The 14,535-nt window shown below is 43.4% G+C and carries 13 protein-coding genes; 10 read left to right on the plus strand and 3 right to left on the minus strand.

What is annotated here, in order from left to right; all coding sequences use genetic code 11:
- Window positions 1-36 precede the first annotated feature (36 nt).
- From I3252_RS04595 to I3252_RS04620, 6 genes are all read left to right on the plus strand, one after another.
- Window positions 37-1,188 (plus strand): histidine kinase, encoded by a 1,152-nt coding sequence (locus I3252_RS04595; RefSeq protein ID WP_201552348.1) that lies wholly within the window; start codon window positions 37-39, stop codon window positions 1,186-1,188.
- A gap of 309 nt (window positions 1,189-1,497) precedes the next feature.
- Window positions 1,498-2,235 carry a LytTR family DNA-binding domain-containing protein gene (locus I3252_RS04600; protein WP_045443089.1) on the plus strand — a complete coding sequence of 246 codons (738 nt, stop codon included), beginning with the start codon at window positions 1,498-1,500 and terminating at the stop codon, window positions 2,233-2,235.
- Window positions 2,236-2,452: 217 nt separating this feature from the next.
- Window positions 2,453-3,487, plus strand: a complete 1,035-nt coding sequence (gene hemC / locus I3252_RS04605) for a hydroxymethylbilane synthase (RefSeq protein ID WP_201552350.1) — start codon at window positions 2,453-2,455, stop codon at window positions 3,485-3,487.
- Window positions 3,488-3,585: 98 nt separating this feature from the next.
- Window positions 3,586-4,575 (plus strand): uroporphyrinogen-III synthase, encoded by a 990-nt coding sequence (locus tag I3252_RS04610; protein WP_238034358.1) that lies wholly within the window; start codon window positions 3,586-3,588, stop codon window positions 4,573-4,575.
- A gap of 101 nt (window positions 4,576-4,676) precedes the next feature.
- On the plus strand, window positions 4,677-5,654 hold the full coding sequence (locus tag I3252_RS04615) for a hypothetical protein (RefSeq protein WP_238034359.1): 978 nt from the start codon (window positions 4,677-4,679) through the stop codon (window positions 5,652-5,654).
- A 58-nt stretch (window positions 5,655-5,712) separates the two neighbouring features.
- A complete protein-coding gene (locus tag I3252_RS04620; protein WP_238034360.1) occupies window positions 5,713-6,201 on the plus strand; it encodes a thioesterase family protein in 489 nt (162 codons plus the stop codon).
- 110 nt (window positions 6,202-6,311) lie between these two features.
- On the opposite strand, the gene ribBA is transcribed toward I3252_RS04620, so the two are convergent.
- A complete protein-coding gene (gene ribBA, locus I3252_RS04625) occupies window positions 6,312-7,424 on the minus strand; it encodes a bifunctional 3,4-dihydroxy-2-butanone-4-phosphate synthase/GTP cyclohydrolase II (RefSeq protein WP_238034361.1) in 1,113 nt (370 codons plus the stop codon).
- A 325-nt stretch (window positions 7,425-7,749) separates the two neighbouring features.
- Entirely contained in the window at window positions 7,750-9,039 is a 1,290-nt protein-coding gene (locus tag I3252_RS04630) for a replication-associated recombination protein A (RefSeq protein ID WP_238034362.1), read from the minus strand.
- A 439-nt stretch (window positions 9,040-9,478) separates the two neighbouring features.
- On the opposite strand from I3252_RS04630, the gene I3252_RS04635 reads away from it, so the two are divergent.
- Together I3252_RS04635 and I3252_RS04640 are read left to right on the plus strand one after the other, a co-directional pair.
- Window positions 9,479-9,985 (plus strand): type IV secretion protein Rhs, encoded by a 507-nt coding sequence (locus tag I3252_RS04635; protein ID WP_238034403.1) that lies wholly within the window; start codon window positions 9,479-9,481, stop codon window positions 9,983-9,985.
- A 72-nt stretch (window positions 9,986-10,057) separates the two neighbouring features.
- A complete protein-coding gene (locus tag I3252_RS04640; protein WP_238034363.1) occupies window positions 10,058-11,005 on the plus strand; it encodes a hypothetical protein in 948 nt (315 codons plus the stop codon).
- A 172-nt stretch (window positions 11,006-11,177) separates the two neighbouring features.
- On the opposite strand, the gene gltA is transcribed toward I3252_RS04640, so the two are convergent.
- Window positions 11,178-12,458 (minus strand): citrate synthase, encoded by a 1,281-nt coding sequence (gene gltA / locus I3252_RS04645; protein ID WP_055123667.1) that lies wholly within the window; start codon window positions 12,456-12,458, stop codon window positions 11,178-11,180.
- Window positions 12,459-13,487: 1,029 nt separating this feature from the next.
- Here gltA and sdhC point away from each other — a divergent pair.
- Window positions 13,488-13,874, plus strand: coding sequence for a succinate dehydrogenase, cytochrome b556 subunit (gene sdhC / locus I3252_RS04650; RefSeq protein WP_083475612.1), 387 nt, complete (start codon window positions 13,488-13,490; stop codon window positions 13,872-13,874).
- 20 nt (window positions 13,875-13,894) lie between these two features.
- Window positions 13,895-14,281, plus strand: a complete 387-nt coding sequence (sdhD, locus tag I3252_RS04655) for a succinate dehydrogenase, hydrophobic membrane anchor protein (protein WP_227500963.1) — start codon at window positions 13,895-13,897, stop codon at window positions 14,279-14,281.
- The last annotated feature ends 254 nt before the right edge of the window (window positions 14,282-14,535 follow it).

Consider the following 14,535-nt stretch of genomic DNA (forward strand, 5'->3'; position numbering starts at 1 on the left):
CAGATGGGTTTACATTTGATTCGGGACTACTAGGTTTTGAAGAATTGGCGTTCATATCGGTACAAGACAAGTCAGCAGAATAAGAGCTCAAGTATAGCAAAGGATGAGGTTGCCTTACTAGCGGAGCGCTTAGAGTTTTTTATTCCTAAGCTCATGGAAGTCATGAAGCCTTGGCAGTGGTTCATTTATATCTTTTTTTGGTCACTATTTGTCACGGTAATAAATCGCTATGATATTGCCACGTGGTCAGATTTTTTGATTCAGCTGTTTAGCAGAGTCCTGCAAAACACCTTGAGTATTATTCCTTCCTTATACCTCATTGATTATTTGCGCCCCATTTTTAAGGGCATGAGTATACCTAAAGCCAGCATGTATGTGCTTGCCTTACTCATGGTGGCATCTACCATATCCATGATTTTAGTCATGCTGGTGATGATTAATATTGGTTGGTTTGAATATGATCGTCAGACTTTTATTCTAAATATATTATTTAATGTATTGATTAGTGGTGGCTTTACCTTGGTGTTCTTACTGTATTTTTTACGTCGTTATCGTGAGACGAATGCGCTCAAACAATCGTTTGAGCAGAAATTGAGTGCACAAAATGATGTGATCAAAGCGCGAATTGCCCCGCATTTTTTCTTTAATACCATTAATACCCTTGTGTCACTGATAGAGTCCAATCCAGCAAGAGCTTCTGCTTTATTACAGCACGTTTCTGCCTTATTCCGTGCCAGTTTCAATGGGGCACGAGAGATTAGTTTTGAAGAAGAAATTGCTCTTTGTGAGCACTATCTAGCGATTGAGTCTAGCCGCTTAGCGGATAAGCTTGAAGTGAGTTGGCAATTGCCTGACGAGGATGTCATGTATGACATGGTGATTACCGCCTTGACCTTACAGAGCGTGCTAGAAAAAATGCTGCTGAATGTGGTGGAGATGACCACTGAAACCATTTATATCAATATTAGAGTCACTTGGCAGCAGCATCGGGTTGTGATTACGATTGGTGTCGCGCTGCCGAAAAAAACCATGATTATTAACCATGATTTACGTCAGCACATGAACTTTTATATTCAAGCGGAACGTTTACGGGCTTATTTCGGTCAAAGTGCGGATATTAAAAGTAGCGTTACCAGTAGTCGAATTATTACCGTCATCGACTATCCGCTGCAAGATGTTAGTTTATGATCGTTTTTTTTGGGCTTAATTTTGTATTTTATTTCTCAAGAAATAGGTATGGCATACTTATTGCACCATCTCTATAGCTAATGGAATGGGTTGTTTTACTTTGTATTTAGCCATGATTCCCCATAAAAATTATTATCGATAAATGCATCGCAATAAAACTCAATGCACAAGGCTATCAACGTCAATATAGCCAGTCATTGTTTTATGAAATAATTAAAGATTTTTATGCTAAGTGATTGGTAATGAGTGCTAATATGTTGGTAAGGTCATTGAAAAAAATACTAATTTTATCCTGGGATTGGAGTTTGCATGCGTATCGTAGTTTGTGATGATGAGCCACTAGCACGTGAGCGTTTGGTTAGAATTGTACAGGAGTCAGGTCATCAAGTCGTTGCTCAAGCAACCACGGGTGCAGAAGCCATTATCGCTGTCAAAACTCAGCAGCCAGACATCATATTATTAGATATTCGTATGCCTGAGATGGATGGGGTGCGCTGTGCGCAAGAGCTTGCCAAACTTGAGCATCCGCCAGCCATTATATTTGTCACCGCTTATGATCATTATGCCATTGCCGCGCTAAAAGCCAATGCGATTGGTTATTTATTAAAGCCTGCCAATAAAGACGAGTTACTAGAAGCACTAGATAAAGCGAAAAATTTGAACGCGGCGCAGTTAAATGAGATTCGTAAACTCGAAGACCCAACAGCGCGTCCAGTACGTGAGCATATCGCTGCTCGTACTCACCGAGGCGTTGAGCTCATCAAGCTCAAAGATATCTATTATTTTACCGCCGATCAAAAGTACGTCAAAGTCCGTCACAAAGATGGCATTGTCCTGATTGATGAGACGCTAAAAGAGCTTGAACAAGAATTTGAGGATCGGCTTTTTCGGGTGCACCGTAATGCCATCATCAACCTTAGCTTTTTGGACTTTTTAGAAACGTTGGATGCAGGACAATATCAAATACGCTTTAAAGGCATTGATGAGACACTCGCGGTTAGCCGCCGTCACTTACCTGCATTACGTGACAAGATTCAAAGCATGTAAGCTGCGGTTTGTCTAGTGAAATAACAGCAAAATAACCGTGAAATAATCATCCCATATCATCAAGCCTTTATTTATGCTTAAATAGGGGTATTTTTTTGCGTCAGCATTGACTATATATGGTTTATATCGCCCATTTTTTGTGGAAAATTTGCAGTATTGTTTAATACTGACCTGCATAGTACTGACGTGAACAGTATCGAATTTATTGAGGCCCTTTATGAGCAATCCGCAGCAAACTGCTTTGACTACCTTGAATATCGCCACGCGTCAGAGCCCTTTAGCACTATGGCAAGCTGAGCATATCCGTGCTCGTCTACTAGATTTTTATCCTGAATTGACGATTAACTTGCTAAAAATTGTCACTAAGGGTGACAAGATTTTGGACACACCTTTGGCTAAAATAGGCGGTAAAGGTTTGTTTGTCAAAGAGCTTGAGCAAGCACTATATGACAAACAAGCGGACATCGCGGTACATTCATTAAAGGACGTACCGATGCAGCTTCCTGAAGGCTTGATGCTGGGCGTCTATTGCAAACGCGCCTCACCGACTGATGCTTTTGTGTCTAACACCTATAATAGTATTGATGAGTTGCCGCAAGGGGCAGTCGTTGGCACGTCAAGTTTGCGTCGTCAGTGTCAGCTTAAAGCCTATCGCCCAGACCTACAAATCAAAACCCTACGCGGTAACGTTGGTACACGTTTGGGCAAGCTAGATGCTGGCGAGTATGATGCGATTATTTTAGCAACCAGTGGTTTGCAGCGTATCGAGCTGGATGAGCGCATACGCGGCGAGCTTGATATCAATGCCTGCCTGCCTGCGGTTGGTCAGGGCGCCTTAGCGATCGAATGCCGTGAAGGTGATGATGAAGTGTTAACATTACTGGCACCACTGAATGATGATAAAGCTCGTATCCGCCTCATTGCTGAGCGCGCGCTAAACCGTCACTTAGAGGGTGGCTGCCAAGTGCCGATCGCCGCTTATGCCGTGTTACAAATGGCGGATGAAACGAGCAGCAACAATGATGATAACGGTGACAATGGCAATAACGACAACGGCAATGTGTTATGGCTACGTGGCCGCGTCGGTCAAGCGGATGGCAGCGAGCTGCTAAAAGCAGAAAAACGCGTCACGTTGATTGGCACACAAGCCGAGCAAGAAGTACAGGCTAATCAGCTTGGTATTGATGTTGCCAATATACTGCTTGCCGATGGCGCGGGTGATATCTTATCAGCGATTTATCATCCTGAATAACATACCAGTATTTTGATTATCTTAGTCATAGCCCCAGTATTATTGATGCTAGGGCTATCGTTAAGCCAATTCTATCAGTCTTTTGTCATGGTACGTCTATGTCATCAACATTAAATCACGCCCAGCTTATTGCTAACGGTCAATCAAATAATGAGTCATCACTCACGCAAGTAGTCATTAATACTCGCCCAGTGGAGCGTGCCGCTGCATTGACGGATCATCTACAAGCAGCAGGGCTGACGGTGGTGGAGATACCAATGTTGACGTTACAATCGCGCCCAACGACTGAGCAAGACATGACGCTGATGCGGCAGTGGCTAGCAGGCAATTATAAGGCGCTTGTGATTGTTAGCCCAACGGCAGCCGCTTCAGGACTGGCTGTGTGGCAAGCGCTTGAAGATGAGCGTCAAGCTCAAAACCATGACAATGACGATGATAATAATAATGAGCGAAAAGATATAGCAATTAATGCTCTGCAAGCGCCGAGCTATTTGATTGCCGTGGGTGAAGCGACCGCGTCGGTATTAAACAATGCCAAAATCGAGGCAACGAATTACCAAGTGCTTCAGCCTCATATTGCCAATAACGAAGGTATGCTAGCGATGCCTGAGATTGAGCGTTTGCAAGCAGGTGACAAGTTGCTCGTGTGGCGCGGATTGGGTGGTAGGCGATTATTGGTCGATACGTTGCTGGCACGCGGTGTGCATATCGATAGCATTGCTTGGTATGAGCGCATAATGCCAGTCGAGGCGATGGCTCAATACGAGCAGTGGCTACAAGGGGTTTTAGCTCGCAATGGTATGCAAGATACATCAGCTAGTCAGCCAAAGCCAATCGTTGTGGTCAGTAGCGGTACAGCCTTTGAACATTGGGAAAGCATCGTTCGGGCTGTAACAGAAAAGGCATTAGAGCAAGAAACAGCCAGAGAAACTCCTGCTATTTTGCCCTATAAATTGTCAGACTTTTCTTATGTGGTGTTGGGTGAGCGTTTAGCCAATATGGTCGCTGAGCAGCAGTTAAGTTATTGGCGTGTGGAAGATTTGGCGCCAGAAACCATTCTTGCTGCTATCCATGCTAAAGCCTGTTAAATGTATAAATGTACCAACCGATGATCTGTCCTTATCTATTATGTTTCACTTTTTATTTATTCGCTTTAAACTTGTTTTAGCCAAAATAACGGTGCTGCCTTATGTCAATAAATTCTGAATCGTTATCTCAGGAACCTTCTGCTACTCAGCAGCGCCGACAAGCAAATGTGTTTTTGTTGCGCCTGCAGTGGCTGGTTATCTTGTTGCTTATGGCAGCCCTATTGTGGCTCTACATCAGCCAGCAGCGTTTCCAACATAGTGTTAATGAGCGTTTGCAAAGCAACGAGCAAGTCGTCAGCCGTCTGAATGAGATGGATGACCGTCTATTTGCGATGAGTCAGCAGACGCTGCCAGAGCCTCGATCTGCCGCCAGTAGCCAAGCGCAAAACCAGTTAGATTTACTGCGTATTCAGATACAAGCCGCTGATAGATTGTTGGCAGACAATAACGACAGTGCGGCTATTGATTTGTTGCGTGGTCTGCATTGGCAGCTTTCGCAAAGTAGCAATGAGATTGCTCCAGCGCTAACGGTTGTGATCAAACAAAGCTTGATGAAAGACATCGAACGTTTGCAGGCGAGCAGCACTCAGCCTAGTCCTTGGCAGCTACAAAACCTCGCCATCCAAAATATTCAAGAGTTTTTGCACAGCTATAAGCGTGTGAGTAGTGAGGCGACATCGCACAATAGCGCTGATAATAATATGAGCCTCTCGCGCAAACAACTGACCATTCACGAAGTGATTATGACCTTAAATCTGGCCAGTCAAGCCAGCAATATGCGCGAACAAGAGCAGCTGGTTGGTTATTTGCGTCAAGCACGAAATCAACTACAAACCTTGGTGCCGAAGTCTGATATTCCTCAAGAGTCAGCGCCAAAGGCAGCCATGACTAATACTGAAAGTTCCTCTAATGCTGCGTCCACAGGCAAAAAACAAACCTCTACCGACAAGAACCTACCAACCAGATCTTCTCCCACAAATATCGCAGAAGTCATAGATTGGTTAGATAAATTGATTGCCAATGCACCGAAACCAACGCCATTGTTGACCACTCAGATTTTGGATAAATCTCAGCGTTAGTGGTTCAATGGATGTTGATTGATAGATTTATGAATACAAAAATAAGAGAAGTGACGTTATGGACAGTTTGAATCAAGCAGCACATGCAGCCTCCAATATCGCAGATAATCATCCTGACGAATTGTCTCATTATCCCATTATTCATCACCAGCCCATTCACTGGGGCGAGATGGATGCGTTTAACCATTTAAATAATGTGATTTATTACCGTTATGCTGAATCAGCACGAATTGGCTATTTGCAGGCGCTAGGTATGTTTGATGGTAATATGGTGACGGTATTGGCACAATCTAGCTGCCAGTATTTACGCCCTGTGACTTATCCTGATACTTTGCTATTAGGAGTGCGCTGTCAGCGCTTGGGCAATACGAGTATCGTGATGGAATATAGCTACTATAGCACCGCGCAAGCGTCCATCGTCGCGACAGCTGAGGCAGTCGTGGTACGTCTCGATAGTGAGGGAAAGCGTAAATTAGCTTGGACAGAGGAAGAGCGCGCTCGGCTATTGGCATTAGAAGCGAAAGTTGGTCATACACCAAAGCTTTAGCACTGAATATTAAATATGTGAAAAAAGGGCACGCTAACGTAACGTTAGCGTGCCCTTTTGCTATTTGACTGATATCGAATTAGCCAGTCAAACAGTCAGTCAATCAAACATTAATCTTGCTTTGGCGCATGTACGAAATCGATGACGTTCAAGTCAAAGCCTGATAATGCGTAAAACTTCATGGGTGATGATAATAAACGCATATCACGAACGCCTAAATGACGCAAAATCTGTGCACCAACACCAATGCTGCGATACGGCTGCTGAGCAATGGTCGATTGCGATTCATTGTCTGCCGCTTTGTCTAACGCCTCTCCTAAATCTATTGGCTGGTTGCTACCAATCCAAACTAATACGCCGCGATCTGAATTACTAATTTCCTCCAGCGCTGAGCGTACGCTCCAGCCACTACGACCCGTCATATCATTTTTGGCAGCAAACAAGTCGCGTAGTGGGTGAAAACCATGGACACGGACAGTGCTGACGCCTTCGCTCACATCGCCTTTTACCAAAGCCAAATGCGTTTCATCAGCGCCAAATTCGCGGAAGCGATGTAGCGTAAAGGTGCCGTATTCCGTTTCAAAAGGACGCGACTCAATTTCTTCTACCGTTTGCTCGTTCGCGATGCGGTAGTTGATGAGGTCAGCAATTGTACCCATCTTGATGCCATGCTCTTCGGCAAATATCTCTAGATCATCACGGCGAGCCATCGTACCATCGGCATTGATGATTTCGACAATCACTGCTGCGGGCTCAAGCCCTGCTAGGCGTGCTAAATCACAACCAGCTTCTGTATGTCCAGCGCGATGCAAGACGCCACCATTTTGAGCCATGATTGGGAAGATATGTCCAGGCTGGACGATGTCTTCAGGTTTTGCCGAAGAAGAAACCGCTGCTTGAATTGTACGAGCGCGATCAGCAGCAGAGATACCCGTTGTAACGCCTTCAGCGGCTTCGATAGAGACCGTAAAGTTGGTACTAAATTTTGCCTCGTTACGATCAGACATCAGCGGCAACGCCAACTGTTGGCAGCGTGCTTGTGACAAGGTCAAGCAGACCAAACCACGTGCATGAGTAATCATAAAGTTAATATCTTCAGGGCGCACATGGGTCGCTGCCATAATGATATCACCTTCATTTTCACGGTCTTCATCATCCATTAAGATGACCATCTTGCCAGCACGAATGTCTTCGATAATCTCAGGAATCGTATTTAAACTCATAGTAAGTCTCAATATTTTATTATTTATAGATAGGTGTGATGTGGAATACAAAGCATTATCTGTCTATTGTAACAGTAGATGCTACAGAGCGCTGTTGCGGTTAGGCAAAGTGCATCGGATCAAATTGATCCACCGTAGACATTATCTAATCATTGCTTATATATCAATATGAGGACATTTTAACGCTTTTCAGCCCACTGTGCTGATTCATCTCAAAACTATATGGGCCAGTCTGTCAAATATAGTGATAAGTATTACTAATGGTCCCGACGATTCATATATTCAATGACGCAGTAAGCAATGGGCTAACCTATATTGTGAGCCATCAGTCGTTACTGGCTGCTTGGCTTTTTAGCCAATCCATAAACTGTTTACTGTGTTGCTCGCGCTGGTTGTCGGCAAATTCATAAAAGCTGGTACCTACTAAATTATCTGGTAAATAAGACTGCGGATAATAGTGATTGGGATAATCGTGTGGATAGGCGTAACCTTGACCATAGCCTTGATTGCGCATCAGTTTGGTTACGCCATTACGTAGGTGTAGCGGCACAGGAGAGGCATCTTTTTCTGCCAACGTCATGGCAGCATTGATGGCTTTATAAGTGCTGTTACTTTTGGCACTGGTCGCCAGATAAACCACTACTTGTCCCAAGATAATACGCGCTTCTGGCATACCAATTGATTGCACACTACGTAATGCTGCATCGGCAAGCAGTAAAGCATTAGGGTTGGCATTACCAATATCTTCACTGGCCAAGATGACCAAACGCCGCGCGATAAAATCAGCAGGCTCACCGCCAACTAACATCCGCGCCATCCAATAAAGCGCAGCATCAGGGTCTGAGCCACGTACGGACTTTATCATCGCCGAGATAATATCGTAATGCTGCTCGCCATCTTTGTCATAGCGAACTAGAGCTGTTTGGGCGACACGAGCGACCAATTCATCGTTAATGACGAGGGGTGATTGCTTAGTGTCCGCCGTTTGAATAGCCAGCTCTAATAAATTCAGCGCCTTTCTAGCATCGCCATGCGCCAGTTGGCTGATAGTGTCCTGTGCTTGTAAATCAACCGTCAAATTTTTCAGCACTGAATCTTCTGAAATTGCCCTTTGCAATACCGCACTGATTTGTTCAGGCGTCAGTGGCTCTAAACGATACACTTGGCAACGTGATAGCAGCGCATTATTGATGCTAAAGGACGGGTTTTCAGTTGTCGCACCAATCAAGGTAATATCACCAGATTCGACCGCGCCCAGTAAGGCATCCTGCTGAGCCTTGTTAAAGCGGTGTATCTCATCGATAAACACCACTGGCGATTCAAATGCCAATGAGTTCTTATTGTCTAACACTTCTCGCAGCTGTTTGACCCCAGTATTCAAGGCAGACAAGGCATGAAAAGGTCTGCCAACAGCATCAGCCAGCAGCATGGCAATAGTCGTTTTGCCGATGCCAGCTTCACCATGCAAAATAATCGATGGCAGATGCCCTTGTTCGACCAAACGCCGCAAGGGCGCACCTGCCGCTAGTAGATGTTCCTGACCAATGATTGCATCAAGTGTCGTTGGGCGCATACGCTGAGCAAGGGGTGTATCGGCATGAAAATTAGGCGGCATAGAAATCTCTATTATCAATTTAAACAGCTATCAATTAGTTCATAACGACAGTGATTAATGGGTTTTTATTGTTGCATCTAAATGACTACATCCTAGATTACATTCATCATTGCTATGGAAAAAGACCATATCTGTCTGTTTGGCATGATTTTCGCACTAATGAATATTAGACATTAATGGTGAAAGTAGGCTAATTTATAAAGATGCTATTTGGTATGTGTCTTGGTATGTGGCATACACAATAGGCTAACGCAGATTTACGTTAATAAAAGTCAATCAAGTGTACAGCTTATGTCCCAAACACTTTGATTTTTATGCTTTTATCCCTATTAACGGTTCAACAGCATTGATAGATCGCAGATATCACGCGCGATACGCGCGATTTACGATCTATCATTTTTGATCATCCATTCATTAGGCATAAGGTATTACCGTCATGATGTCTCCGCCGATATTGCAGCGCTTGTTTGCTCGCTATTTATATGGCAGTGCCAAGCAGCAATCACGTTTGCTTACTACAGGTGAGATAGCGCTGGCGCGCTCAGTATTTGGCGACAGTATCAATCTCGATGAGGTTCAGCTCAAGACTGCTTGGTGGGTGTTGAAACATTATGCCGTTAGTCCTAATGGCAATATTTATTTTAACCCAGCAGATTGGATAATAGATTTTAGCGATGCTTCATTGAGTAAAAAAAGCTGGCTGATACATGAATTAACCCATGTATGGCAATTACAGCAAGGCTTAAAAGTGGTGCGCGGTGCGCTTATTGATCGCCGTTATGATTATGTGCTCAAGACAGGCAAATCCTTCTTTAACTACGGTATCGAACAGCAGGCGCGTATGGTTCAGGATTATTTTATTCGTCGTCAGCGTGGACAAGACTGTCAAGCATTAGAAGCTTGTACTCCATTTTTAATCGTGAAGTCTGACGACAATATGAAGTGATATCCATTGGCAATGGATTGCCATGACGACTTTGGTTTTTATTATTTTGCCTTAACAAGGACACGTACCCTTATGTTTAAATTTTTGCCAAAAAAGCCTAATTATAAAATGAAGAAAGGTGTGGTTGATAATTCTATCAATCAAAACAACACCCTTTTACAGCACTCGTCAACCTTGCTTGCGGTAACACTTAGCGGCGTACTGCTGTTAAGTGGTTGTCAGCAGCAAGCAGAGACTCAACCTGCGCCAGAAGACAGTCAGAGCGTTGAAAAAACGAGCACTGAAGACAGTCAGCCTATGCGCCCAAGTGATTCTGCTGCTGCCCGTATAAAGCAGTTTCAGCCCATATATGTCGCGCAAGCACAAAGGCTACAGCGTCGTTTACAAGCAGAGTATGAATCCCTACAAGCCGCTGATAGCTCAGATAGTGAGGATTCATTGCTGCTTAATGATGATACTGCTAGCGATACTAATACTGATAACGTGATGGAGAATAAAAATGACACAGCTGATAGCAGCTCACTATCTGCTGACACCACAAATGATGAAGTGGATATCTCCGCTGAGGCTGATATCAATACCAGTACGGAAGTTGGCGAGCGTGATTTAACGGTGTTAAAGCGCATTAGCCTTGAGCCGCGTAAGCCTGTCATGCTAACAGAAGATCAAATCATCGAAAGCTACCAGCAAGCGATAGAAGCGCTTTATCAGCCTGTGACGACGCCTCTTAGCGCAGAAGATGTTGATACGTTAATCAATATCGCGACATTGGCTCCGCAGTTATTTGAGCATGCAGAAATTGCCGGTAGGCTCAGTGCCAAGAGCCCAGCATTAGCGCGTTTGATTATTCAGCATCAAGTTTGGGAGCAGATAGAAGCTCAGCAAGTGATTGATATGCAGCAGATGAAACTGAATCAACAAAAAGAATTTGAGACGCTTATGACTAAGTTTAATGACACCATTAAAGGTTATGATGAGCAAATTGCCAAATATGAGCAAACACTAAAAGAATTCCAGTAGCCGCAATTCTGTCACTCACTCAGTTATTCATTCAGTAACGGATAGGGTTTCTATAAAATGTAATGTGGCTAACCGTATCAAATGAGACGGTAAGAACCATAAAACAAGAACCATAAAAAATCCCGCACGATGGCGGGATTTTTTATGGTTCTAAAAACTAAAATATAAGTGACTATTTACGGTCTTCAACTTTAACGAAGTCGCGATGCGTTTCACCAGTGTATAACTGACGTGGACGACCGATTTTGAACGGTGTGCTGTGCATCTCTAACCAATGGCTGATCCAACCAGAAGTACGAGCCAATGAGAAAATAACGGTAAACATTGACGTTGGGATACCGATGGCTTTAAGGATAATGCCCGAGTAAAAATCAACGTTTGGATACAAGTTACGCTCAACGAAGAACGGGTCTTCTAAAGCGATTTTCTCAAGTGCCATGGCAAGCTCAAGCTTAGGATCATTGATGCCCAATGCGCCTAATACTTCGTCACAAGTTTCTTTCATTACTTGTGCGCGTGGGTCAAAGTTTTTATAAACGCGATGACCAAAGCCCATGAGCTTCACTTCACGGCTTTTCACTTTTTCCATGAATTCAGGCACATTTTCAACTGAACCGATCTCATCTAACATCTCAAGCACGGCTTCGTTCGCGCCGCCATGTGATGGTCCCCAAAGGGCGGCGATACCAGCAGCGATACACGCATAAGGGTTAGCGCCAGTAGAACCAGCTAGACGTACCGTAGACGTTGACGCGTTTTGCTCGTGGTCAGCATGCAAAGTAAAGATTTTGTCCATGGCGCGAGTGATGACGTCATTGGTTTGGTAATCAACATCAGCAGGCGTGGCAAACATCATGTATAAGAAGTTTTCAGCATAGCTAAAGTCATTGCGTGGATACATGAACGGTTCGCCTTGCGAGTATTTATAACTCATCGCAGCAAGCGTTGGCATTTTAGCGATTAGACGGATAGCCGTGATTTCACGATGCTCTTCGTTACTGACATCTAATGCTTCATGATAAAACGCGGATAAAGCACCAACGACACCAACCATAATGGCCATTGGATGTGCGTCACGGCGGAAGCCTTCAAAGAACTTACGCAATTGATCATGAACACCCGTATGCTTACGGATTTTTTCAAAGAAATCTGCTTTTTGCTCAGCGTTCGGCAAATCGCCATGAATCAAGGCATAAGCCACTTCTAAATATTCAGCATTGTTTGCCAATTGATCGATAGGGTAGCCGCGGTGTAGTAGCTCACCTTTACCGCCATCAATATAAGTAATCTTTGATTCAACAGGGGCGGTTACTTTAAAACCAGGGTCATAAGACCAAAATCCTGATTCTTGTAGAGCAGCAATATCTAGAACTGGACGCCCTAAAGTACCTTCGATAATAGGAAACTCGTATTCTTTACCATTGACGGTTAGTTTGGCATTAGTGTCAGCCATAAATTGCTCTCCATTGGTTTTAGCTTGTTAGAATAAAATTACGACAGACGCATACCCTCGGTCTATCGTTAGTCAAATCATAAAAATGCATTTAACTCATTTAATACGCAGGGTATATTAGCAGTAATTACTTATGATTTGAAAAGACTTTTACCATCAATAGCACCAATTGGCACGGTTTAGTCGTGTTTATTCACTGTAATTTTTGTATCAAAATATGTCTGATTGGTTATTTTGCTTAGAAAGCTTGTTTTTATGACAGTAAGTACAGCTACATTATCCGCATAATTTTTAAAGGATTTTACGATAATAATGTAGCAGGTTTTATTAATATTCGGGTTAAAAACAGACAGAGTATGCGTAGTAGACAAATTGAGTTTGGCGTAAATTCCCTCAAAATTGAGCAATTTTGGCAGATACGTATGACCGCTGTCTATTTATTTGTTAACCTAGCGTTTGCCTTTTACTACTTAGGGGATAAATTTGTAATTATCGCCCAGTCATTTTATAATTGTAGGAACTTAACTGGCACTCGCTTTGTGCGAATTGATAAGTGGTCATGATGTAGTGTCGTTTTTCTATTCATACTCGGTTATGGCTGAGTAGCACCAGAGCAACGACGCGCTAGCGTTTTGATAGACAATATCTGTAATCCAGGGTTTGAATGCTTTTGTTAACTGTTCTATTTTTAAGTCATTAGTAAAAGGGCTGTATTGATATCGATGACGGAGTAGCGCTGTCTTTATTGATATGACCAGTAAAAATAGACTAGTTAATCGATCTTACTCATGTTTATTTTCTTTGTTGTATAATAGACGGGTTGTTTTATAGACCTGTCGATTTGACGAGCGATATTAAACAGTTTATCAATACCTTGAACCCCACGATCCTTTCTTCATATTTAGCGCAAACTAAACGAAGTCAGCTAGCTCTTCCTTACTTTATTCGTCTCGTGTGTTGCTCAATGCTTAATCGACATCAGTGATATCAAGCGTTGATAGCAGATACAGGAGTATAACCGCAAAAAGGATGCCCGCTGTGAAAAGCAACCGACCTATTGATCTGCCTTTAAGCCAAGTGATTAGCGTTAATCGCTCACCGATTGCGATCGCCTCTATCTTGCATCGTATCTCTGGCATTATTTTATTTTTATTGATTCCTGTCATGCTGTGGTTACTACAGAACTCATTGGCTTCGGCTGAGAGCTTTGAAACCGTATTTGACAACGTACTTGTGCGCTTTTTAGCATGGATATTTGTTGCCGCGATTGCTTATCACTTTGTGATGGGCATTAAGCACTTATTTGCTGATATGGGCATGAACGAAGAGCTAAAATCTGGCCGCACTGCGTCTATGGTTAGTTTTGTGATTGCAGCGATTCTAATTGTCGCGTCATTTGTATGGGTGATGTTCTAATGATAAAAAATGATTCAGGAATCAAAAGTGCGACTGGTCTGACAGGTTCAGGCTCACGCGATTGGATTATCCAGCGTATTAGCGCTGTCGTTTTAGCCGTTTATAGTGTGGTATTGCTGGGCTTCTTTTTGACGCACGGCGATGTTACCTATCTTGAATGGTCATCATTTATGACCAGTTTACCGATGCGCCTATTTAGCTTGGTGGCGGTACTTGCCCTAGCTGGTCATGCTTGGGTTGGTATGTGGACCGTGTTCACCGACTATATCACGACTGGCAAATTGGGCTCAAGCGCAGCAGGTCTACGCTTAGTGCTACAGTCATTGATGATTATCGCTATTTTAGTGTTTCTATTTTGGGGCATCATGATTTTTTGGGGTACTGGTTTTGGTGTGGTTGCTGTTTAACCAATGAGTTATCACCTCTACTATCTATAAACAATAACGGACGCGACTAGCAAATGTCAAAGTCATCCGTTAGTAGCCAAAAATAGTCATAGCCAATCATAGCGTTGGACATCATTGACTTAGTCAGTCACTTATATCATAGGTGCGCTATGGTTTAGTCAGTGAACGAACCCAATATAACGATAGATATGCAAATTAGGTGGTTAAAGGTTGTGAGCGTCGTCCACTTTGATCATTGCAAATAGTGGCAAGAC

It is taken from the genome of Psychrobacter sp. Ps4, from assembly GCF_022129285.1.
GTDB classification, from domain to species: domain Bacteria; phylum Pseudomonadota; class Gammaproteobacteria; order Pseudomonadales; family Moraxellaceae; genus Psychrobacter; species Psychrobacter immobilis_A.